Below are 21,191 nucleotides of genomic sequence, written 5' to 3' on the forward strand. Positions count from 1 at the left end.
TGCCGAGTGAAAGCTTGGTGCGTACGGGCCCGGGACCGAGATTACGTCACCCGTCGGCCGCTTGCTCACGGTAGCTTTTCTCCGTCGACCCAGAGGCGCCGTGCCCATCGGCCCCGGTAAATTACATCACGTCACATGCTGTCCCTTTTGTGGAGTTTCACTCCCGATGCTGTTTACTGAGGCCGCTGGGAAGACGATCCTCGTCCCACACTGGAGGTCCCGGTGACGACACGTGGCGTTCTGTACGTTCACTCCGCACCGCGCGCGCTGTGCCCGCACGTCGAATGGGCGGTCGCGGGCGTGCTGGGCGTGCGGGTCCAGCTGGACTGGATCCGCCAGCCGGCGTCGCCCGGTACCTGGAGAGCCGAATTCTCCTGGCGGGGCGAGGTGGGCACCGCCTCCAAGCTCGCATCTGCCCTGCGGGGGTGGCAGCTGCTGCGCTTCGAAGTGACCGCGGAGCCGTGCCCCACTGCGGAGGGCGAGCGATACAGCGCCACGCCCGAGCTGGGCATCTTCCACGCGGTCACCGGGATGCACGGCGACATCCTGGTCCCCGAGGACCGGCTGCGCGCCGCGCTGGCGCGCTCGGTGCAGGGGGAGACGGAGCTGGAGGCGGAGATCGCGAAGCTGCTGGGCAAGCCGTGGGACGACGAACTGGAGCCGTTCCGGTACGCGGGCGAGGGCGCGCCGGTCCGCTGGCTCCACCAGGTGGTCTGACCCCGCCCCCGGCCCGCCGCACGCGCCCGCCGCGCGCCGCGAGGCTGAACGAGAAAGGCCCGCCCCCTCGAAAGGGAGCGGGCCTCACACGTAGGCGGACTCAGACCGTCCGGAACGCCAGCACCACATTGTGGCCGCCGAAGCCGAACGAGTTGTTGATCGCCGCGATCGTGCCCTGCGGCAGCGTGCGGGGCTCGCCGCGCACGACGTCCGCGTCGACCTCCTCGTCGAGGTCGTCGACGTTGATGGTCGGCGGAGCCGTGCGGTGGTACAGCGCGAGCACCGTCGCGACCGTCTCGATGCCGCCCGCACCACCCAGCAGATGGCCCGTCATCGACTTCGTGGCGGAGACCGCGACATGGTCGAGCTCGTCGCCCAGGACCTTGCGCAGGGCCTTGATCTCGGCGACGTCGCCCTGCGGCGTGGACGTCGCATGCGCGTTCAGGTGTACGACCTCGGTCGCCTTGAGGTCCGTCGAGTCCAGCAGGTTCTGCAGCGCCGTCGCGATGCCCCGACCCGTCGGCTCGGGCTGCGCGATGTGGTGGCTGTCCGCGGACAGGCCCTGGCCCAGCACCTCGCAGTAGACCTTCGCGCCGCGCTTCGCCGCGTGCTCGGCCGACTCGAGGATGACGACGCCCGCGCCCTCGCCGAGGACAAAGCCGTCACGGCCCTTGTCGTACGGCCGGGAAGCCTTCTCGGGCTCGTCGTTGTTCTTGGACATCGCCATCATGTTGGCGAACGCCGCGATCGGCAGCGGGTGGATGGCCGCCTCCGTGCCACCGGCGACGACCACATCGGCACGGCCGGTGCGGATCATCTCGACGGCGTAACCGATCGCCTCGGCGCCGGACGCACAGGCGGAGACCGGGGTGTGCACGCCGGCCTGGGCGTTCACCTCCAGGCCGACGTTGGCGGAGGGGCCGTTCGGCATGAGCATGGGCACGGTGTGCGGGGAGACGCGGCGTACGCCCTTCTCCTTGAGCACGTCGTACTGGTCGAGCAGCGTCGTCACGCCGCCGATGCCGGAGGCGATGACCGTGCCGAGGCGGCCGGGCTGGATCTTGTCGTCCTCACCGGCGGGCGCGGTGTAGCCGGCGTCGGCCCACGCCTCGCGTGCCGCGATCAGCGCGAACTGCGCCGAGCGGTCCAGCTTGCGGGCCAGCGGGCGCGGCAGCACCTCGCCCGGGTCGACCGCCGCGGGAGCGGCGATCCGGACCGGGAGGTCGGCGAACCGCTCGCCCTCCAGGGGCTTGACTCCGGAGCGTCCGGCAAGCAGACCCTCCCAGGTCGATGCGCTGTCGCCACCCAACGGTGTGGTTGCGCCGATACCGGTGACGACCACGGTGCGATTGGTCGAGCTCACAGGAATTCTTTCTCCACGTGTAGAGGGTGCTGAATCTTCACGACGCCACCGGCAGGTGGCGACAGGCGCGTCTCAGGCTCAGGCCTGGTGCTTCGCGATGTAGTCCGCGGCGTCGCCGACGGTCTTCAGGTTCTTGACGTCGTCGTCCGGGATCTTGACGTCGAAGCGCTCTTCGGCGGCGACGACGACCTCGACCATGGACAGCGAGTCGACGTCCAGGTCGTCGGTGAAGGACTTGTCCAGCTGGACGTCCTCGACCGGGATGCCGGCGATCTCGTTGACGATCTCCGCGAGACCGGAAACGATCTCTTCCTGAGTGGCGGCCATGTGGCGCTCCTTCGGTGTTGTTTCAGAGGGTGTGGCGTCCGGAAGATCCGGTTGCCTAGGGGAGGGTAACTACCGTGGCTGCGTAGACGAGACCCGCCCCGAAGCCGATGACGAGCGCGGTGTCGCCGCTCTTGGCCTGACCGGTCGCCAGAAGCCGCTCCATCGCGAGCGGGATCGAGGCGGCCGAGGTGTTGCCGGTGGTTTCCACGTCACGGGCGACCGTGACGTGCTCCGGCAGCTTCAGAGTCTTCACCATCGAGTCGATGATTCGCATGTTTGCCTGGTGCGGAATGAAGACGTCCAGGTCGTCCGCGGTGATTCCGGCCGCGTCCAGCGCCTGCTGGGCGACCTTCGCCATCTCGAACACGGCCCAGCGGAAGACCGCCTGGCCCTCCTGCGTGATCGCCGGAAACTTCTCGACGGTGCCGTTGCGGTAGTCGTCCCACGGCACGGTCTGCTTGATGGTGTCGGACTTGTCGCCCTCCGAACCCCACACGGTCGGGCCGATCTTCGGCTCCTTGGCGGGGCCCACGACGACCGCGCCCGCGCCGTCGCCGAACAGGAAGGCCGTCGCACGGTCCTCCAGGTCGGTCAGGTCACTCAGCCGCTCGACGCCGATGACGAGTACGTACTCCGCCGAGCCCTCGACGACCATGCCCTTGGCGAGGGTCAGGCCGTAGCCGAAGCCCGCGCAGCCCGCGGAGATGTCGAACGCAGCCGGCTTGATCGCGCCGATCTTGTCCGCGATCTCGGTGGCGACGGCCGGGGTCTGCTTGAAGTGCGAGACGGTGGAGACGATCACCGCGCCGATCTGCTGCGGGGTGATCCCCGCGTCGGCGATCGCCTTGCCGGACGCCTCGACGGACATCGCGCACACGGTCTCCTCGGGGGAGGCCCAGTGGCGCGTGGCAATGCCCGAGCGGGAGCGGATCCACTCGTCGGAGGAGTCGATCGTCTCGAGGATCACTTCGTTGGGCACGACCCGCGTCGGGCGGTAGCCGCCGACACCCATGATCCGCGCATACGGAGCACCCTGGCTGGGTTTGATCTTCGACATGCTCTACGGCTCCTTGTCAGGCAGAGTGCTCGGCGACGAGCGTGCGGGCCGCGTCGAGATCGTCAGGGGTCTTCAGCGCGAGCGTCGGCACGCCGGGCAGGGCGCGCTTGGCGAGGCCCGTCAGCGTGCCGCCGGGGCAGACCTCGATCAGGGCCGTGACGCCCTGCGCCTTGAAGGTCTCCATGCACAGGTCCCAGCGGACCGGGTTGGCGACCTGGCCGACCAGCCGGGCGACGACCTCGTCGCCGGTGGCGACGGTCTGCCCGTCCTTGTTCGAGACGTACGGGACGGCGGGGTCGGCGGGCGTGAGCTTCGCCGCGGCCTCCTGGAGCGTCGCGACCGCGGGCGCCATGTGGCGCGTGTGGAACGCGCCCGCCACCTTCAGCGCGATGACGCGGGCCTTCTCCGGCTTGTTCTCCGCCAGCGCGGCGAGTTGCTCGGCGGTGCCCGCGGCGACGATCTGGCCGGCGCCGTTGACGTTCGCCGGGGTCAGACCGAGGCCTTCGAGATGGGCGACGACCTGCTCGGGGTCGCCGCCGAGCACGGCCGACATGCCGGTCTCGGTCACCGCGGCGGCCTCGGCCATCGCCAGGCCCCGGGTGCGTACGAGACCGAGCGCGGCGGCGTCGTCGATGACACCGGCGAACGCGGCCGCGGTGATTTCGCCGACGCTGTGACCGGCCACGGCACCGGGCGTGATGTCACCCAGCGCGGCGGCCGACAGCAGTCCGGCGGCCACGAGGAGCGGCTGCGCCACGGCCGTGTCGCGGATCTCGTCCGCGTCGGCCTTCGTGCCGTAGTGGGCAAGGTCGAGCCCGATGGCGTCGGACCAGGCCGCAAGGCGGTCGGCAGCGCCGGGGAGGTCGAGCCAGGGAGTCAAGAAGCCGGGCGTCTGAGCGCCTTGGCCGGGAGCGACGAGTACGAGCACCCTCACACTCTCTCTTGTGGACGGCTCCAACCGCCCGTGGGGACAGGGACGAAGAACCGTCAGGGGAATTGTCGGTGTTCGACAAAAGTCTAGGGCTGCGAATCTGCGTCGGCCAGACGCCCCAGGATGAGTGCGATGCGCAGAGTGAACGCGGATCGGACATCGGAGGGTGACCAGCCGGTGACGTCGGTCACACGTCGCAGCCGGTAGCGCACGGTGTTGGGATGGACGAAGAGCATCCGGGCCGCCCCTTCGAGACTGCTCGCCTGCTCCAGATAGACGCTCAGAGTTTCCAGCAGCGCCGACCCTGCTTCTTCCAGTGGTCTGTAGATCTCCTCCACCAACTGCTCGCGCGCCGCGGGGTCCGCGGCGATGGCGCGCTCGGGGAGCAGATCGTCGGCGAGCACCGGGCGCGGGGCGTCCTGCCAGGCCAGACATGCCTTGAGCCCGGCGGCCGCGGCCTGCGCGGACCTGGTCGCGGCGAGCAGATCGGGCACTACGGGCCCCGCGACGACCGGTCCGGCCGCATAAGGCCCGATCAGAGCCTTGGCGACGTGCAGCGGATTGTCGCTGCCGCCCGCGATGACGACGAGCCGGTCGCCGAGGACTCCGGTGAGTACCTGGAGCTTGGCGTGCCGGGCGGCACGGCGGATCGCCTCGACGGTGAGCTCGCTGTCACCGTCGGGAGCGGTGCCGAGGATGACGCAGACATGTTCGGGAGAGTTCCAGCCGAGCGCGGCGGCGCGGGAGACCGCGCCTTCGTCGGCCTCGCCGGAGAGCACGGCGTTGACCACGAGGGACTCCAGGCGGGCGTCCCAGGCGCCGCGGGCCTCGGCGGCCTGTGCGTACACCTGGGCGGTGGCGAAGGCGATCTCGCGGGCGTAGACGAGCAGGGCCTCGCGCAGCACCGACTCGTCGCCGGGGGCGGCGACCTCCTCGATCGCCGCCTCCATGACCTCGATGGTCGTACGCACCATCTCGACGGTCTGGCGCAGGGTGATCGCCCGGGTCAGCTCGCGCGGAGCCGTGCCGAAGACATCGGTCGAGATCGCCTGCGGGGTCTCCGGATGCCGGAACCACTCGGTGAACGCGGCGATGCCGGCCTGGGCGACCAGGCCGATCCAGGACCGGTTCTCCGGGGGCATCGCCCGGTACCACGGCAGCGTCGCGTCCATGCGTGCGATGGCGTTCGCGGCGAGCCGGCCGGAGGACTGTTCGAGGCGGCGCAGGGTCGCGGAATGCTGGTGGGCGTCGTTTGCTGCAGGTTGGGGCACGGGGACAAGAGTGCCTTATCGGGACGGGAGAACGGAGTGGCGGGGTTCTTTGTCCTGGTACCCGCGTCGCGCTGTGCGGCGCCGGGAGCGCCTCGAGGCCACGCCGCGAAGCGGCTCGTGGCACGTCGAACGTGCCGCGTCGCCCGGCGCCGGGAGCGCCTCGAGACCACGCCGCGAAGCGGCTCGTGGCACGTCGAACGTGCCGCGTCGCCCGGCGCCGGAAGCGCCCGTGCGTGCCGCGTCGCCCGGCGCCGGAAGCGCCCGCGAAGCGGCTCGTGTCACCGCGAGCACCCGGGGCCGCGTGGACCTCGCTGGCCCAGCGGGCCCGAGCCGCGTGGACCTCGCGCTGCGCGAGCACCCGAGCCGCGTGGACCTCGCTCGCCGCGCGGGCCCGGGCCGCGTGGACCTCGCGCTGCGCGAGCACCCGAGTCGCGGTGACACCGCTCGCCGCGCGTGGTGCGTCCGGCGTCCGGACGGTCGCCGCAGGGCTACCGTGGACCCGTGATTGACGTACGGCGCTCCGCCGACCGCTATCGCGGCGGCGACCCCGCCTCGGGCATCGAGTCCCTGCACGCGTTCTCCTTCGGGCGTCACTACGACCCCGACAACCTCCGCTTCGGCGCGATCCTCGCCTGCAACGAGGAGCGTCTCGAGCCCGGCGCGGGCTTCGACGAGCATCCGCACAGTCACACCGAGATCGTCACCTGGGTCGTCGAGGGCGAGCTGACCCACCGCGACTCGGCCGGCCACGCCACGGTGGTGCGCCCCGGTGACGTGCAGCGGCTCAGCTCGGCGGACGGCGTGCGGCACGTGGAGCGCAACGACGCGGACGTGCCGCTGACCTTCGTACAGATGTGGCTGGCGCCGCTGTCGCCGGGCGGTGATCCCTCGTACGGGATCGTGCACGGCATCGCCGACTCGACGCCGTACGCACTCCCCGAAGCGGGCGCGATGCTGCACGTCCGTCGTCTGGCGCCTACAGAGCGCACGGCGGTGCCGGACGCGCCCGCGGTGTACGTCCACGTCGTACGCGGTGAAGTGCGGCTGGCAGAGGACGAGTTGGGGCCTGGCGACGCGGCACGGATCAGCGACGCCCAGGGCGTCGAGCTGGCCGCGGCCACCGGTCCCGCCGAGGTCCTGATCTGGGAGCTGTCAGGCTGACGGGGCCCGCAGCTCGGCGAGCACCGCGTCCGTGAACGCCGGCCAGGCCTCGATCGCCCACGGCCCGAAGGCCCGGTCCGTGAGCGCCACGCAGGCCGCGCCGGTGCCCTTTCCGCCCTCCCACCCGGCGTCCGGGTCGATCCACAGGAACGTACCCGACTGCCCGAAGTGACCGAAAGTGCGCGGCGATGACGAACTGCCCGTCCAGTGCGGGGACTTGGCGTCCCGGATCTCGAAGCCGAGACCCCAGTCGTTCGGCTTCTGGTGCCCGTAGCCGGGGAGGATCCCGGACAGTCCCGGATACGTGACCGTCATGGCCTCCAGCACGGTGCGGGCGTCAAGCAGCCGCGGGGCCTGGACCTCGGCGGCGAAGCGGACGAGGTCGTCGACCGTCGAGACGCCGTCCTTCGCGGGGGAGCCCTCCAGCGTTGTCGCCGTCATGCCCAGCGGTTCGAGCACCGCCTGGTGCAGATACTCGGTGAACGGGATCTCGGTCGCCTTGGCGATATGGTCCCCGAGCACCTCGAAGCCCGCGTTGGAGTAGAGCCGACGGGTACCGGGCGGGGCCGTCACACGATGCTCGTCGAAGGCCAGGCCCGAGGTGTGGGAGAGCAGATGGCGGACCGTGGAGCCTTCGGGGCCTGCCGGTTCGTCGAGTTCGATCGCCCCTTCCTCGTACGCCACGAGCGCCGCGTACGCCGCGAGCGGCTTGGTGACGGAAGCCAGGGGAAAGCGGTGCGACGTCGGTCCGTGGGAACCGGCGACGGTGCCGTCCGCTCGTACAACGGCGGCCGCCGCGGTCGGTACCGGCCAGTTCTCGATCATCGCAACGCTCTGCATGCGTCCGAGCCTAGACGGTCCCTCTGGACCGTCCTAAAGGGTGAGCCGCATCGCGGGATCGGGGGTGCGGACGAAGCCGAGCGAGGCGTACAACGGCTCGCCGTCGTCAGAGGCGCGCAGGTCGATCCTGCGTACGCCGCGCTCGCGGAACCAGGCCAGCAGCGCCTCCATACAGGCGCGGGAGTGGCCCCGGCGGCGCAGGTCCGGGTCGGTGGCGACGCTGAAGACATAGCCGCTGGTGCCGTGCGGATTGCCGGGGCCGCCGAGCCGGTACTCGATGGTGCCGACCGCGCAGGCCGCCAGGCCCCCGGGCCGCTCGACGACGAACGCGGTCAGATCGGCGTCCGGGTCGGCCAGCTTCTTGCGCAGCGTCGCGACCGCGGTGCTCTGCCAGCTGACGTCGGGATCGGGGCCGAAATGCGAGTCCTGCATGACCTTGCGCAGGCGTACCAGTTCGTCAGCGTCTTCTGGGGTGGCGCGGCGTGCGAGGCTCATGGTTCCGGAGGCTATTCGGCGTCGTCCGGAAACTGCCACAGGTTTCCGCTTGCTTCGAGTGCACTCGAAGGTCCTAGCGTTGAGGCATGACGCTGATCGAGAGCACGGCGGTACCGAGGGACCTCTGCAAGTCGGCTCCCCGCGCGCATCCGCGCCCCGATGGGCAGGACAGCTACACGATCAGCGAAGTCGTCGCCTTCACCGGACTCACCGCGCACACCCTGCGCTGGTACGAGCGGATCGGGCTGATGCCGCACGTCGACCGCTCGCACACCGGGCAGCGGCGCTTCAGCAACCGCGACCTGGACTGGCTCGCCTTCGTCGGCAAGCTGCGGCTGACCGGGATGCCGGTCGCCGACATGGTCCGCTACGCGGAGCTGGTGCGGGAGGGCGAGCACACCTTCGAGGCACGACAGGAGCTGCTGGAGCAGACGCGGCGCGACGTCCTTGCGCGGATCGCGGAACTCCAGGACACGCTGGCCGTCCTCGACCACAAGATCGATTTTTACGCGGGCGCCCACCGGGCGTCGGAGAGGGTCTGAACCCTGATGAGCAACAGCAAGATCGCACAGGTACGGCTCGGGACCAACGGACCGCTGGTCGGCGTGCAGGGCCTGGGATGCATGGGCATGAGCGAGTTCTACGGAGACACCGACCCGGTGGCCGCCCGGGACACCCTGGAGGCGGCGCTGGAGGCGGGCGTCACGCTCTTCGACACCGCGGACGTGTACGGGCGAGGGGCCAACGAGGAGTTCCTCGCGCCGTTCTTCGGGGCGCACCGCGACGAGATAACGCTGGCCACCAAGTTCTCCATCGAGCGGACCGACGACCCGCACTACCGGGGCATCCGCAACGACCCCGCGTACATCAGGCAGGCCGTCGAGGCGAGCCTCACGCGGCTGAAGACCGACGTCATCGACGTGTACTACATGCACCGCCGCGATCCCGCCGTGCCGTTTTCCGAGTCCGTCGGCGCGATGGCCGAGCTGGTCGAGGAGGGCAAGGTCAAGCACCTCGGGCTGAGCGAGGTCACCGGTGCGGAGCTGCGCGAGGCGCACGCCGTGCACCCGATCGCCGCCCTGCAGTCGGAGTGGTCCCTCTTCAGCAGGGATGTGGAACGCAGCGCGGTGGGTGCGGCGGCCGAGCTCGGCGTCGCCTTTGTGCCGTACTCGCCGCTCGGACGCGGCTTTTTGACCGGGGCGTTCGCGGACGCGGGCAAGGAGCTGTCTGCGGACGACTTCCGCCAGTACCAGCCGCGCTTCACCGGCGACAACGCCAAGACGAACGCCGCGCTGCTCGAACCCGTGCACAAGATCGCGGCGGCGCACGGGGCGACGGTCGGGCAGGTGGCGCTGGCCTGGGTGCAGCAGCAGGCCGAGGTGCACTCGCTCGCGGTGGTCCCGATCCCCGGCACCCGTAAGACGAGCCGGCTGCTCGAGAACGTCGGGGCGACCCGGCTGAAGCTGACCGCGGACGAGCTGGCGGTGCTGGAGCCGATCGCCGGGCTTGTGGCGGGAGACCGCTACCCGGACATGTCCTCGACGTCGGCGGCGCGCGAGGGCTGAGCCCCGCCCAGAGTCGCGGCCGGGGTCACCCACGCCGAGGGGCCGGCTCGTGCGCGGCCCCTCGTACCCCGTGCCGGGCAGCCGACGCGGGGTTCGTGGCCTACAGCTCCGACAGCAACTCCGCCTTCTTCGAACTGAATTCCTGGTCCGTCACCAGACCCGCCTGATGCAGCTCCCCGAGGTGCCGTATCCGCTCCGCGATGTCCGCCGGGTCGCGTCGGCCCGGCCGCAGCTCCGGGACCGGCGCGGAGCCGGAGTTCCGTACGGCCTCGAGCACCGCGGCCGCGAACGGCAGCGACTCGTGCACCGGCCCGTATCTGAGCCCGAAAAGCACCGCCGCCGGGTCCTGGTCCACCTGTGCCGGCCCGGCCCCGTCCTTCCCGGGCTCCTCGCCGCGCCGCAGCAGGCGCAGATAGCCGTCGAAGGCCTCCGGCGACCGCCACTCCACCCCGCTCAGCTCAGCCACCGCGAAACTCTGGTCGCCCGCCTTCCACTTGGCGGACGACGCGCCCGTCCACGACCAGCGGAAGGAGACCTGCGAGCCGTCGAAGGAGGCCTTCCCGTCGTATGCCTTGAAGTGCATCGGGGCCTCGGGCGCGGCCACGGCGTACCGCCCGGCCGGCTGGTCCGCGTCCGCCGGCAGCAGCGCGCGCAACTCGTCCGCGTAGTACTCCGCCAGCGTCTCGCGCTCCGCGGGCAGCACCAGGCGGTACGGGTCGCAGCCCTTCTTCAACTGCCCGGCAGCCGCCTCCATCAGCGGATCGGCGCCGGGTCTCGGCACCGCGTGCAGCACCACCGTGCCGCGCTTGCCAGGGGAGAGCGTCACCGCCGCCAACGCCTCGTGGGGGATACGGCGTTCGCGAAGCGTCTGGAACAGCTTCGGCGTGCGGAGCCCCCGTTCGAAGCGGATGAGCACGGAGTCGGTCTCGAACTCCCAGGTGGCTTGAATTCCGGCCAGCACATCACCCATACGCCTCACCGTATATGGCGGGCGTCTGTGCGTCGCCCCTCGGCGCCCAGCCCAAACCACGATGTTCTACGCGCGTCAGGCCGTCTCGTCACCGTAAATACCACTGCGGCACGCGTCGTCCTCGCTCGCGCAGCTCACGCCGTCGTATGAGCCGACGCCTATCTCCGCGAAGTTGCTGAGGCTGTCCGTACCCGGCTCGAAATAGCCGGTGTGGCCGACGGCGCCCGCGGCCGACATGACCCGCGCTCCGAACGCCGGCACCACCGGGTCCTCGCCGTGTCCGAGACCGCCGACCGCCAGATGCGGGACGTCCTGGATCCAGTCGTCGCCGTCCCGCATCGCCCAGACACGGGCGCGAGTTCCCAGTCCGGTCACGTTCGGAGCGCGCATGCCGGGGCTGCCGGCCACCGCGATGTCGCCGACGCGGGTGGGCAGCCGACGGGCCGCGACGCCGCACACCACGGAGCCGTAACTGTGGCAGAACAGCGCGACCTTCGAGTCGCCGGGCAGCGCGCCGGTGAGCGCGGTCAGCCGTACCGCGCCGGCCTCGGCGAGCCGGCCGATGGCCGAGTCCATGCCGACGCCGACGGGTGCGGTGTAGTCGGCCCAGGCGATGACGGCGGTACGCGTACGAGGGGACGCGGCCCGCTCGGCGGCGTACAGCGACTGCGCCATGCCGAAAGGAGCGGAGTACTTGCGGGTGGTCCGCTGGAAGGTGAGCAGATTGGTGTCGACCCCGGGGACGATCACCGATACGCGCTCGGCGCGGTCGAGGTCGCCCAGTACCTCGGCGACCCTGCCGGCCCCGGACGGGTCGAACGCGAGGATCTGCCGGTCGGCGCTCATCAGCGCCTCGAAGCGGTGCATGCGGCGGACCGCCTCGTGGTGGCCGTCCGCGGTGAGGTTGGGGTCACTGACGCGCTTGCGCTCCTGGTCGAGCGAGTGCGCGAGAGCCTCGCGGTTGGCGCGGTAGCGCAACGTGACCGGGGCGCCGTTGAGATTGCCGACGACGAGGGGGTACCGGTCGGCGAGACGGGCCCGCTGGGCGCTGCGGAGCGAGCCGAAGAAGGCGGCGACCCGCTGCGGGGGCGCCGTGGGACCGGGCAGCGCGCGCGCCCCGATCCGGGCCTTTGTCCAGCCGGCCAGCTCGGCCTCGAGAGCGTTACGGGGACCGCTCTGATGTCGTACGGCGGTCCAGCCGGTGGTCGCCAGCATGATGAACACCACCGCGAGGGCGAGGAGGGCGCGCCAAGCGGTGAGGTTGGTGGGGGAGGAGTCGAAGGAAGTCACTGCGGGACACCCTAGGAGACGCGCCAGGGGGCTCGTGCAGACCGTGAGGTAGATCACGTGTCTGGGAGGGCGGGAAGGGGAAGACCGTCACATTCCGTGCGCACGGGGCGCACGCTCCGGCGCGTACGGCGTCCCGCGGAGCCGGGTCCCCCGACAGCCGGGGCGCCGCCCCGGACCCTCCTACGCCCTGCGGGCGCGGGGGGACTCTCCAAGGTCGACAGCGGCCTCGCGGGCAACTGGGTCGACGCCAGGCTCCCACCGCTCACCCCGGCCCAGCTGGACCGGGCTTCGGAAGCCGTTCAGGTGGGCGTGCCGCCGGTGCCGCCCGGGACGCCGCCCGCCATCACCGGGAAGATCGTCGGCGTCGCGCACGACACCTTCATCTCGGGCATGGGCCTTGCCCGCCTGGTCGCCGCGGGCGTGGCGGTCGTCGCGGTCTTCGTCGTCCTGCTGACCAGGCGCGGCACGAACGTCGATGCGGGTGCGGGCGCGGCCCCGCAGTTGACGTCAACCGCGTGCGTACGACAGTCCCGCCGGGTCGGCCCGGCGGGGCCGTCGCCTATCCGGGTGATCTGCCCCGAGCGCCCTTGCCCGCTGCGACGACCGCAGGTCAGGGTGCGGTCAAGTGATCAGTACGACACGGGGGTTGACCGATATGAGCGAAATGCGAAAGACCGTCATGGCCGGAGTCCTGCCCGGGGTTCTGGCCGGGGTCCTGGCCACAGCAGTACTGGCGTCCCCGGCGGCAGCCGCCGCGCCGCCCCGCCTCGGGGAGTGCGCGGCGGGTGAGCTCTGCCTCTGGGAGAAGGGGGAGTTCAAGGGCGTACGCCAGGTCCATGAGCTGTCCGGCACCGACATCGAGAGCTGTGTGCCGCTGCCGCCCGGCACCACGGCCGAGGCGCTCGCCAACCGGACCGGACGGCCCGTCACCACGTACCAGTCGGCGGAGTGCGCGGAGACGGGCGAGTTCGAGACCTACCCGGGCGGCGGCACCTGGGTGCCCCAATCCCCCTACCGGGTCAGAGCGTTCAAGGTCTGGGAGCGCTGAACCGGGGTACCCGCTTGTCCGAGCCCCGATTCGACAACCTCAGGGAGTGATGATGGCGGGCTTTGGACACACCACGCGCAAGCACCCTCGTTCACGTGGCCGCACGTGGTCACGGAGCGGGCCGGACCGCGCGGCACTCGGAATCATCGGGCTGATCTGTGCGATCGCGGGATTCTTCGTGCTGGGGATAATCCTCGGCCCGATAGCGATCGCCTGCGGCTGGCTCGGCATGGGCCGCCGCTGGAACGGCGCACAGCCGATCCCGGCGCTGGCCGCCGTCGTGCTCGGTGGTATCGACACCCTGCTGGCGATCATCTGGCTGGCGGGAGCCACGGTTCCCGCGAGCGGGATGTGGTGACGGCCGGCCGCGTGCAACGGCTCGGCTCCGTCAGCCCCGCACCGCGGGTTCCTCGGGTGGACCGACCGGGGTGGGCACCGCGCCCGCCCCGGTCACCGAGAGCGCCGCCACCTGCTCCCGCAGCGCCTTCACCTCGGCCGTCAGCGCCTCAAGGAGCGCCGTCTGCCGCCGTTCCTCCGCGTCGTCCCGCTCGAAGCGGGAGATGAACCACGCCGCGATATTGGCGGTCACGACACCGAGCAGCGCGATCCCGGCGAGCATCAGCCCGACCGCGAGCACCCGACCGAGGCCCGTCGTCGGTGCGTGATCGCCGTATCCGACCGTCGTCATCGTCGTGAACGACCACCACACCGCGTCGCCCAGGGTCTTGATGTTCCCGTGCGGCGCGTCCCGCTCCACATGGAGCACGGCGAGCGAGCCGAACATCATCAGCCCCACCACCGCGCCCCCGACGTACGTCGTCAGGGTGATCTGCGGCGCCAGCCGGGCCCGGCGGCCCACCAGCAGCAGTGTGGAGACGACCCGCAGCAGCCGCAGCGGCTGCACCAGCGGCAGCACCACCGCGACCAGGTCCAGCGGATGGCTGCGTACGAACAGCCACTTGCTCGGGGCGAGCGCCAGCCGTACGAGATAGTCGACGGCGAAGGTGGCCCAGACCGTCCACTCGGCCACCGTGCAGACGGTGAGCATCCAGCTGTCCGCGTCGGGCGCCACGATCGGCACGGCGTACGCGATGCCGAACACCACGGCGAGCGTCAGCAGGGGCGTCTGCATGCGCTGTTCCCACTGGACCTGCGCTGTTCGCTGCTTCATGCCCAGCATCGTAAGGACGCACAAGGGCGGCGGACCCCATCGGATCCGCCGCCCTCACACATCTACGCCGTCACACGACGGACGGACGACTACGCGTCGCCGCCCGCAGCGCCCGGGGCCGCCGCCGTGACATCCAGCAGCTGGTAGCGGTCCACCGCCTGCTTCAGCACCGAGCGGTCGACCTTGCCCTCGCGCGCGAGCTCGGTGAGCACCCCGAGCACGATCGACTGCGCGTCGATGTGGAAGAAGCGCCGTGCCGCGCCGCGCGTGTCCGCGAAGCCGAAGCCGTCCGCGCCCAGCGACTGGTAGGTGCCGGGCACCCAGCGCGAGATCTGGTCCGGGACCGAGCGCATCCAGTCCGAGACGGCCACGAACGGGCCCTCGGCACCGGACAGCTTCTGCGTCACATACGGGACGCGCTGCTCCTCCTCCGGGTGGAGCAGGTTGTGCTCCTCCGCCTCGACGGCCTCGCGGCGCAGCTCGTTCCACGAGGTCGCCGACCAGACGTCGGCCTTGACGTTCCACTCCTCGGCGAGGATCTTCTGCGCCTCGACCGCCCACGGCACGGCGACACCGGAGGCCATGATCTGCGCGGGGATCGCACCGGCCTCGCCCGCCCGGTAGCGGTAGATGCCCTTGAGGATGCCCTCGGCGTCCACGTTCTCGGGCTCGGCCGGGTGCTGGATCGGCTCGTTGTAGACGGTGAGGTAGTAGAAGACGTCCTCGCCGTGCGGGTGCTCCCCGGACGAGCCGTACATCCGCCGCAGGCCGTCCTCGACGATGTGCGCGATCTCGAAGCCGAAGGCCGGGTCGTACGCGACACAGCCCGGGTTGGTCGAGGCGAGCAGCTGCGAGTGGCCGTCCGCGTGCTGCAGACCCTCACCGGTCAGAGTCGTACGTCCGGCGGTCGCACCCAGCACAAAGCCGCGCGCGAGCTGGTCGGCCATCTGCCAGAACTGGTCACCGGTGCGCTGGAAACCGAACATCGAGTAGAAGACGTACACCGGGATCAGGGGCTCGCCGTGCGTCGCGTAAGCGGAACCCGCCGCGATCAGCGACGCCGTGCAGCCCGCCTCGGAGATACCGTCGTGCAGCATCTGCCCGGTCGGCGACTCCTTGTACGCGAGCAGCAGATCGCGGTCCACGGACTCGTACTGCTGGCCCAGCGGGTTGTAGATCTTGGCGCTCGGGAAGAACGAGTCCATTCCGAAGGTGCGGTACTCGTCCGGCGCGATCAGCACAAAGCGCTTGCCGATCTCCTTGTCCCGCATCAGATCCTTGAGCAGCCGTACGAACGCCATGGTGGTGGCGATCGACTGCTGGCCGGAGCCCTTCTTGACCGCGGCGTACGTCTTCTCGTCCGGCAGGGCCAGCGCCTTGGACCGCACGACGCGGGTCGGGACATACCCGCCCAGCGCCTTGCGGCGGTCGTGCATGTACTGGATCTCCTCGGAGTCGCGCCCCGGGTGGTAGTACGGCGGCGCGCCGCTCTCCAGCTGCTGGTCCGTGATCGGAATGTGCAGCCGGTCGCGGAAGCCCTTGAGGTCGTCGACCGTCAGCTTCTTCATCTGGTGGGTCGCGTTGCGGCCCTCGAAGTTCGGGCCGAGCGTCCAGCCCTTGACGGTCTGGGCGAGGACCACGGTCGGCTGGCCCTTGTGCGCCTTGGCCGCCGCGAAGGCCGCGTAGACCTTCTTGTGGTCGTGACCGCCGCGGCCCAGGTGCAGGATCTGCGCGTCGGTCATGCTCTCGACCATGGCGCGCAGCCGGTGGTCGTCGCCGAAGAAGTGCTGACGGATGTACGCGCCGGTCTCGGTCGCGTACGTCTGGAACTGGCCGTCCGGCGTGGTGTTCAGCTTGTTGACCAGGATGCCGTCGCGGTCCTGTGCGAGCAGCGGGTCCCAGGAGCGGTCCCAGACCACCTTGATGACATTCCAGCCGGCGCCGCGGAACTGCGACTCCAGCTCCTGGATGATCTTGCCGTTGCCGCGAACCGGGCCGTCGAGGCGCTGCAGATTGCAGTTCACGACGAAGGTCAGGTTGTCCAGGCCCTCGCGGGCGGCGATGGAGAGCTGGCCGAGCGACTCGGGCTCGTCCATCTCGCCGTCGCCGAGGAACGCCCAGACGTGCGACGCGGAGGTGTCGGCGATGCCGCGCGCCTCCATGTAGCGGTTCATCCGCGCCTGGAAGATCGCGCCGAGGGGGCCGAGGCCCATGGAGACGGTCGGGAACTCCCAGAAGCCGGGCATCAGCCGCGGGTGCGGGTACGACGACAGACCGTTCGGGAACTTCGACTTCTCCTGGCGGAAGGCGTCGAGCTGCGGCTCGCTCAGCCGGTCGAGCAGGAAGGCGCGGGCGTAGATGCCGGGCGAGGCATGGCCCTGGAAGAAGATCTGGTCGCCGCCGTCGCCCTCGTCCTTGCCACGGAAAAAGTGGTTGAAGCCCACGTCGTACAGGGAGGCGGAGGAGGCGAAGGTGGCGATGTGGCCGCCGACGCCGATGCCCGGGCGCTGCGCACGGGAGACCATCACCGCGGCGTTCCAGCGGGTCGCGTTGAGGATCCTGCGCTCGATCTCCTCGTTGCCGGGGAAGAACGGCTCGTCCTTGGTGGCGATGGTGTTGACGTAGTCCGAGCTGCGCATCTCGGGCACGGCCACGCGCCTCTCGCGCGCCCGCTCGATCAGGCGGAGCATCAGGTAGCGGGCCCGCTCCCGGCCCCGCTCGTCGACGGCGGCGTCGAGTGAGTCCAGCCACTCCTGGGTCTCTTCGGGATCGAAGTCCGGGACCTGGCTGGGAAGGCCGCCAATGATGATCGGGTTGCGATCGGATCCGGAAGCCACGCTATTCCTTCGCTGTTCGGTGGGTTCTGCACGGGGATGTCTGAGCGGTGTCGCACCGCCTCCATCGTGTACCGCGGGGAGGAAAACGTCACCTCTACTGAGGGGTAACCCCGGTTCTCGCGGACATCCCGCCCGAACCCCGGTTCCGGGTCCGGTCAAATCGCAACCTTACGCCCAAGGCGTCAATGCGTTTCGTTTCAGTGTTCGGTTCCGATTGGCGTACTGAAGGGGCAGAATGCCGCAAAGGTGGCCGAATGGTGTGCCGGCCAGCACGGGACAGGGTCGAGCGTGCCTGGAGTTGCGTCGAGACGGCCGCAAACGTCACCGTTTCGGCGGTCTGGGCGGCCGGGTACTTGCGCGATCCGCCCCGCCCGTGTGGACTACGGCCAACGCCACGCGTACGCGCGCGGCTCAGCATTTACCGAACATGATCAGGAGGCAAGCCGTGAGCGCGACCGCGGACCACGCGGAGGAGCGGACCAACCCGGCCGGAAGGCTGGGGTTCGAGCCCGGACAGGTGGTCCAGGAGATCGGCTACGACGACGACGTCGAGCACGAGCTCCGTGAGGGCATCGAGGCTGTCACAGGCCAGGAACTCGTCGATGAGGACTACGACGACGTCGCTGACGTCGTGGTGCTGTGGTTCCGGGACGACGACGGCGACCTTACGGACGCGCTGGTGGACTCCATCGGCCTGCTCGACGAGGGCGGCGACATCTGGCTGCTGACGCCGAAGACCGGCCGGGACGGTTACATCGAGCCCAGCGACATCAACGAAGCCGCGCAGACCGCCGGTCTCTCCCAGACCAAGAGCATCAGTGCGGGCAAGGACTGGTCGGGCACCCGACTGAGCGCCCCCAAGTCCAAGCGCTGAGCTCCGATCGCCCCTAGGGCCCCCACCGGCACACGCCGGCGGGGGCCCGCTGCGTAGGGTGGATCCATCACCCGTATGGACCAGTCCCGCTCAACCGGCGAAGGGATGCACGTCATGGCGATCGAGGTCGGCACCAAGGCCCCGGACTTCGAGCTGAAGGACAACCACGGCCGCACCGTGAGCCTCGCCGAATTCCGCGGCGAGAAGAACGTGGTGCTCCTCTTCTATCCCTTCGCCTTCACCGGCGTGTGCACGGGCGAGCTCTGCGCGCTCCGGGACGAGCTGCCGAAGTTCGTCAACGACGACACCCAACTGCTCGCCGTCTCCACCGACTCCATCCACACCCTGCGCGTCTTCGCCGAGCAGGAGGGCCTGGAGTACCCGCTGCTCTCGGACTTCTGGCCGCACGGCGAGACCTCGCGTGCGTACGAGATCTTCGACGAGGAGAAGGGCTGCGCCGTGCGCGGCACCTTCATCATCGACAAGGAGGGCTTCGTGCGCTGGACCGTCGTCAACGGTCTGCCGGAGGCCCGTGACCTGAACGACTACCTCAAGGCGCTGGACACCCTCTGATCCGGCGCCCCCGACCCAACGGGCGACCCCCCGCGCCAAAGTCTGTTTTGAGCGGGAACCGGTCACTAGGATCCATTCGTTGATCCGACACACCGACGCACGACGGGGGCACCGCCCCTGACAACCAATGGAGGGACTCGTGGGAGTCAGTCTCAGCAAGGGCGGCAACGTCTCGCTGACCAAGGCCGCGCCCAATCTGACCGCGGTCACCGTCGGTCTGGGCTGGGACGTCCGGACCACCACCGGCACCGACTTCGACCTCGACGCCAGCGCCCTGCTGACCAACGCCGAGGGCAAGGTCGCCAGCGACGGCAATTTCGTGTTCTTCAACAACCTGAAGAGCCCGGACGGTTCCGTCGAGCACACCGGTGACAACCTGACGGGTGAGGGCGAGGGCGACGACGAGCAGATCAAGGTCAACCTCGCCTCGGTTCCGGCCGACGTCGACAAGATCGTCTTCCCGGTCTCGATCTACGAGGCCGAGAGCCGCCAGCAGTCCTTCGGCCAGGTGCGCAACGCCTTCATTCGCGTGGTGAACCAGGCCGACAACAACGAGCTCGCACGCTACGACCTGAGCGAGGACGCCTCGACCGAGACGGCGATGGTCTTCGGCGAGCTCTACCGCAATGGTGCGGAGTGGAAGTTCCGCGCCATCGGCCAGGGTTACGCCTCGGGCCTGCGCGGCATCGCGCAGGACTTCGGCGTCAACGTCTGAGCAGGCCGCATACCGTCCGGCGCCGCACCCACAGTGCGGCGCCGGACGTGCCTGTGCAACCAGGTGCCGGACGTGCCTGTGCAACCAATCGTCAGCTGGGGAGGACCAGGATCATGGGCGTCACGCTCGCCAAGGGAGGCAATGTCTCCCTCTCCAAGGCCGCACCGAACCTCACTCAGGTGTTGGTCGGGCTCGGCTGGGACGCGCGTTCCACCACGGGAGCCGACTTCGATCTCGACGCGAGCGCGCTGCTGTGCAGCGGTGGCCGCGTCCTGGGCGACGAGTACTTCGTCTTCTACAACAACCTGAAGAGCCCGGAGGGGTCCGTCGAGCACACCGGTGACAACCTGACGGGCGAGGGTGAGGGCGACGACGAGTCGCTGCTGGTGGACCTCTCCAAGGTGCCGGCCAATGTCGACAAGATCATATTCCCGGTCTCCATCCATGAGGCCGACAACCGCGGTCAGACCTTTGGCCAGGTCAGCAACGCCTTCATCCGTGTGGTCAACCAGTCGGACGGCCAGGAGCTCGCCCGCTACGACCTCAGCGAGGACGCGTCCACCGAGACCGCGATGATCTTCGGTGAGCTCTACCGCTATGGCGGCGAGTGGAAGTTCAGGGCCGTGGGACAGGGGTACGCGTCGGGGCTGCGCGGCATCGCTCTAGACTTCGGGGTCAATGTTTCCTAAAGCACGTGTCCGGGTTGATCAAAGACCCGGCCGGCCCCCAGGAGTGTCTGCTGGGGGTCCGGGGTCACCCCCGGGGCAAGCAGCGTAAAGCGGCGCGGGGGAGACCCGTACACAACGATTGGGTAGCCAGTGGTCCTGAAAACCTTCGGCTGGTCGTTCGCAGTAACTGCGCTCGGCCTGGTCGCGGCGGTGTTCTACGGCGGATGGGCGGCCTTGGGGCTCGTCGCCATCCTGTCGATTCTTGAGATCTCGCTGTCCTTCGACAACGCGGTGGTCAACGCCGGCGTGCTGAAGAAGATGAGCGAGTTCTGGCAGAAGATCTTCCTCACCATTGGTGTCCTGATCGCCGTCTTCGGCATGCGGCTGATCTTCCCTGTCGTCATCGTCGCGATCACCGCGAAGATCGGGCCCATCGAGGCCGTCGACCTTGCGCTGAACAACCATGACAAGTACGAGCAGCTGGTCACCGACGCCCACCCGGCGATCGCCGCCTTCGGCGGGATATTCCTACTGATGATCTTCCTGGACTTCATCTTCGAGGACCGGGACATCAAGTGGCTGGGCTGGATCGAGCGTCCGCTGGCCAAGCTCGGCAAGGTCGACATGCTCTCGGCCTGCATCGCGCTGATCGTGCTGCTGATCACCGCGGCCACCTTCGCGGTCAACGCCCACCAGTACGGCGGCCACCACGCCGACAAGTCGGCGACGGTGCTCACCGCGGGCATCGCGGGACTCATCACGTACATGGTCGTCGGCGGTCTCTCCGGCTACTTCGAGAACAAGCTCGAGGAAGAGGAGGAGCGCGAGCACGAGGCCGAGGAAGAGGCCAGGAAGGCCGGCAAGCAGGTCTCGGCCGTCAAGCTCGTCGGCCGGGCCGCGTTCTTCATGTTCCTCTACCTCGAGGTGCTGGACGCGTCCTTCTCCTTCGACGGCGTCATCGGCGCCTTCGCGGTCAGCAACGACCCGGTGGTCATCGCGCTGGGCCTCGGCATCGGCGCCATGTACGTCCGGTCGCTCACCGTCTACCTGGTCCGCCAGGGCACCCTCGACGACTACGTCTACCTGGAGCACGGCGCGCACTATGCGATCGGCGCCCTGGCCGTGATCCTGCTCGTCACCATCCAGCACCAGATCAACGAGGTCATCACCGGTCTCGTCGGCGTGGTGCTGATCGCCTGGTCCTTCTGGTCCTCGGTGCGCCGCAACAGGGCGCTCGCGGCCGAGGACGGGGACAACTCCGACGAGAAGCAGGAAGTCAGTTCCGGGGTGTGACCCGGCGGCGATTGCGGAACGCTCT

22 protein-coding genes and 1 pseudogene are annotated in these 21,191 nt (G+C 69.7%); 12 read left to right on the forward strand and 11 right to left on the reverse strand.

From position 1 onward, the window contains the following. Window positions 1-222 precede the first annotated feature (222 nt). Window positions 223-717 carry a DUF3145 domain-containing protein gene (locus ACQEVG_RS07560; protein WP_432978868.1) on the forward strand — a complete coding sequence of 165 codons (495 nt, stop codon included), beginning with the start codon at window positions 223-225 and terminating at the stop codon, window positions 715-717. Window positions 718-817: 100 nt separating this feature from the next. On the opposite strand, the gene fabF is transcribed toward ACQEVG_RS07560, so the two are convergent. The 5 genes from fabF to ACQEVG_RS07585 all read right to left on the reverse strand — a co-directional run bounded on the left by fabF (window position 818) and on the right by ACQEVG_RS07585 (window position 5,666). Continuing rightward, window positions 818-2,080, reverse strand: a complete 1,263-nt coding sequence (gene fabF / locus ACQEVG_RS07565; protein WP_432978871.1) for a beta-ketoacyl-ACP synthase II — start codon at window positions 2,078-2,080, stop codon at window positions 818-820. A 78-nt stretch (window positions 2,081-2,158) separates the two neighbouring features. After that, entirely contained in the window at window positions 2,159-2,407 is a 249-nt protein-coding gene (locus ACQEVG_RS07570) for an acyl carrier protein (RefSeq protein ID WP_023542032.1), read from the reverse strand. Between the two features lie 55 nt (window positions 2,408-2,462). Next, window positions 2,463-3,464 (reverse strand): ketoacyl-ACP synthase III, encoded by a 1,002-nt coding sequence (locus ACQEVG_RS07575; protein WP_432978876.1) that lies wholly within the window; start codon window positions 3,462-3,464, stop codon window positions 2,463-2,465. Between the two features lie 16 nt (window positions 3,465-3,480). After that, window positions 3,481-4,392, reverse strand: a complete 912-nt coding sequence (locus ACQEVG_RS07580) for an ACP S-malonyltransferase (RefSeq protein WP_432978879.1) — start codon at window positions 4,390-4,392, stop codon at window positions 3,481-3,483. A gap of 89 nt (window positions 4,393-4,481) precedes the next feature. After that, window positions 4,482-5,666: a PucR family transcriptional regulator gene (locus ACQEVG_RS07585; RefSeq protein ID WP_432978882.1), complete on the reverse strand. Its 1,185-nt coding sequence runs from the start codon at window positions 5,664-5,666 to the stop codon at window positions 4,482-4,484. 501 nt (window positions 5,667-6,167) lie between these two features. Between ACQEVG_RS07585 and ACQEVG_RS07590 the strand changes: the two genes are divergently transcribed. Beyond that, complete coding sequence (locus ACQEVG_RS07590; RefSeq protein ID WP_432978885.1) at window positions 6,168-6,827, forward strand: pirin family protein; 660 nt, start codon at window positions 6,168-6,170, stop codon at window positions 6,825-6,827. Here the strand turns inward: ACQEVG_RS07590 and ACQEVG_RS07595 are convergent. Then, window positions 6,819-7,667 (reverse strand): serine hydrolase domain-containing protein, encoded by an 849-nt coding sequence (locus ACQEVG_RS07595; RefSeq protein ID WP_432978888.1) that lies wholly within the window; start codon window positions 7,665-7,667, stop codon window positions 6,819-6,821. The genes ACQEVG_RS07590 and ACQEVG_RS07595 overlap by 9 nt on opposite strands. Before the next feature lie 33 nt (window positions 7,668-7,700). Continuing rightward, window positions 7,701-8,177: a GNAT family N-acetyltransferase gene (locus ACQEVG_RS07600; RefSeq protein ID WP_432985147.1), complete on the reverse strand. Its 477-nt coding sequence runs from the start codon at window positions 8,175-8,177 to the stop codon at window positions 7,701-7,703. 71 nt (window positions 8,178-8,248) lie between these two features. On the opposite strand from ACQEVG_RS07600, the gene ACQEVG_RS07605 reads away from it, so the two are divergent. Continuing rightward, window positions 8,249-8,704 carry a MerR family transcriptional regulator gene (locus ACQEVG_RS07605; RefSeq protein WP_432978891.1) on the forward strand — a complete coding sequence of 152 codons (456 nt, stop codon included), beginning with the start codon at window positions 8,249-8,251 and terminating at the stop codon, window positions 8,702-8,704. Window positions 8,705-8,710: 6 nt separating this feature from the next. Then, window positions 8,711-9,727, forward strand: coding sequence for an aldo/keto reductase (locus ACQEVG_RS07610; protein ID WP_432978894.1), 1,017 nt, complete (start codon window positions 8,711-8,713; stop codon window positions 9,725-9,727). Window positions 9,728-9,827: 100 nt separating this feature from the next. Here the strand turns inward: ACQEVG_RS07610 and ACQEVG_RS07615 are convergent, their stop codons facing one another. Beyond that, window positions 9,828-10,697, reverse strand: a complete 870-nt coding sequence (locus tag ACQEVG_RS07615; protein ID WP_432978897.1) for a DUF4429 domain-containing protein — start codon at window positions 10,695-10,697, stop codon at window positions 9,828-9,830. A 75-nt stretch (window positions 10,698-10,772) separates the two neighbouring features. Continuing rightward, window positions 10,773-11,987 (reverse strand): alpha/beta hydrolase, encoded by a 1,215-nt coding sequence (locus ACQEVG_RS07620; RefSeq protein WP_432978900.1) that lies wholly within the window; start codon window positions 11,985-11,987, stop codon window positions 10,773-10,775. Between the two features lie 192 nt (window positions 11,988-12,179). On the opposite strand from ACQEVG_RS07620, the pseudogene ACQEVG_RS07625 reads away from it, so the two are divergent. From ACQEVG_RS07625 to ACQEVG_RS07635, 3 genes and pseudogenes are all read left to right on the forward strand, one after another. After that, window positions 12,180-12,476: pseudogene (locus ACQEVG_RS07625) on the forward strand (MFS transporter); the annotation flags it as partial. A gap of 175 nt (window positions 12,477-12,651) precedes the next feature. Next, on the forward strand, window positions 12,652-13,035 hold the full coding sequence (locus tag ACQEVG_RS07630; RefSeq protein ID WP_432978903.1) for a peptidase inhibitor family I36 protein: 384 nt from the start codon (window positions 12,652-12,654) through the stop codon (window positions 13,033-13,035). Window positions 13,036-13,084: 49 nt separating this feature from the next. Continuing rightward, complete coding sequence (locus ACQEVG_RS07635) at window positions 13,085-13,393, forward strand: small hydrophobic protein (protein ID WP_432978906.1); 309 nt, start codon at window positions 13,085-13,087, stop codon at window positions 13,391-13,393. A gap of 30 nt (window positions 13,394-13,423) precedes the next feature. On the opposite strand, the gene ACQEVG_RS07640 is transcribed toward ACQEVG_RS07635, so the two are convergent. Next, window positions 13,424-14,206, reverse strand: a complete 783-nt coding sequence (locus tag ACQEVG_RS07640; RefSeq protein ID WP_432978909.1) for a potassium channel family protein — start codon at window positions 14,204-14,206, stop codon at window positions 13,424-13,426. Between the two features lie 89 nt (window positions 14,207-14,295). Continuing rightward, on the reverse strand, window positions 14,296-17,043 hold the full coding sequence (aceE, locus tag ACQEVG_RS07645) for a pyruvate dehydrogenase (acetyl-transferring), homodimeric type (RefSeq protein WP_432978912.1): 2,748 nt from the start codon (window positions 17,041-17,043) through the stop codon (window positions 14,296-14,298). A 445-nt stretch (window positions 17,044-17,488) separates the two neighbouring features. On the opposite strand from aceE, the gene ACQEVG_RS07650 reads away from it, so the two are divergent. The 5 genes from ACQEVG_RS07650 to ACQEVG_RS07670 all read left to right on the forward strand — a co-directional run bounded on the left by ACQEVG_RS07650 (window position 17,489) and on the right by ACQEVG_RS07670 (window position 21,166). After that, window positions 17,489-17,917 carry a DUF3052 domain-containing protein gene (locus tag ACQEVG_RS07650; RefSeq protein WP_404723133.1) on the forward strand — a complete coding sequence of 143 codons (429 nt, stop codon included), beginning with the start codon at window positions 17,489-17,491 and terminating at the stop codon, window positions 17,915-17,917. Window positions 17,918-18,031: 114 nt separating this feature from the next. Further along, window positions 18,032-18,490, forward strand: a complete 459-nt coding sequence (locus ACQEVG_RS07655) for a peroxiredoxin (protein WP_432978916.1) — start codon at window positions 18,032-18,034, stop codon at window positions 18,488-18,490. Between the two features lie 139 nt (window positions 18,491-18,629). Beyond that, window positions 18,630-19,205, forward strand: coding sequence for a TerD family protein (locus ACQEVG_RS07660; protein ID WP_432978919.1), 576 nt, complete (start codon window positions 18,630-18,632; stop codon window positions 19,203-19,205). A gap of 113 nt (window positions 19,206-19,318) precedes the next feature. Beyond that, window positions 19,319-19,894 (forward strand): TerD family protein, encoded by a 576-nt coding sequence (locus ACQEVG_RS07665; protein WP_432978922.1) that lies wholly within the window; start codon window positions 19,319-19,321, stop codon window positions 19,892-19,894. A gap of 129 nt (window positions 19,895-20,023) precedes the next feature. Beyond that, entirely contained in the window at window positions 20,024-21,166 is a 1,143-nt protein-coding gene (locus ACQEVG_RS07670; protein ID WP_432978925.1) for a DUF475 domain-containing protein, read from the forward strand. Window positions 21,167-21,191: the final 25 nt, after the last annotated feature.

Origin of the sequence: Streptomyces sp. CA-135486, assembly GCF_050936555.1 — a bacterium.
Lineage (GTDB): Bacteria > Actinomycetota > Actinomycetes > Streptomycetales > Streptomycetaceae > Streptomyces.

Coding starts and splice junctions, on each gene's coding strand:
- ACQEVG_RS07665 (WP_432978922.1), top strand. CDS start 19,319: ATGGGCGTCACGCTCGCCAAGGGAGGCAATGTCTCCCTCTCCAAGGCC.
- ACQEVG_RS07630 (WP_432978903.1), top strand. CDS start 12,652: ATGCGAAAGACCGTCATGGCCGGAGTCCTGCCCGGGGTTCTGGCCGGG.
- ACQEVG_RS07615 (WP_432978897.1), bottom strand. CDS start 10,697: ATGGGTGATGTGCTGGCCGGAATTCAAGCCACCTGGGAGTTCGAGACC.
- ACQEVG_RS07610 (WP_432978894.1), top strand. CDS start 8,711: ATGAGCAACAGCAAGATCGCACAGGTACGGCTCGGGACCAACGGACCG.
- ACQEVG_RS07595 (WP_432978888.1), bottom strand. CDS start 7,667: ATGCAGAGCGTTGCGATGATCGAGAACTGGCCGGTACCGACCGCGGCG.
- ACQEVG_RS07655 (WP_432978916.1), top strand. CDS start 18,032: ATGGCGATCGAGGTCGGCACCAAGGCCCCGGACTTCGAGCTGAAGGAC.
- ACQEVG_RS07570 (WP_023542032.1), bottom strand. CDS start 2,407: ATGGCCGCCACTCAGGAAGAGATCGTTTCCGGTCTCGCGGAGATCGTC.
- ACQEVG_RS07605 (WP_432978891.1), top strand. CDS start 8,249: ATGACGCTGATCGAGAGCACGGCGGTACCGAGGGACCTCTGCAAGTCG.
- ACQEVG_RS07640 (WP_432978909.1), bottom strand. CDS start 14,206: ATGAAGCAGCGAACAGCGCAGGTCCAGTGGGAACAGCGCATGCAGACG.
- ACQEVG_RS07635 (WP_432978906.1), top strand. CDS start 13,085: ATGATGGCGGGCTTTGGACACACCACGCGCAAGCACCCTCGTTCACGT.
- ACQEVG_RS07575 (WP_432978876.1), bottom strand. CDS start 3,464: ATGTCGAAGATCAAACCCAGCCAGGGTGCTCCGTATGCGCGGATCATG.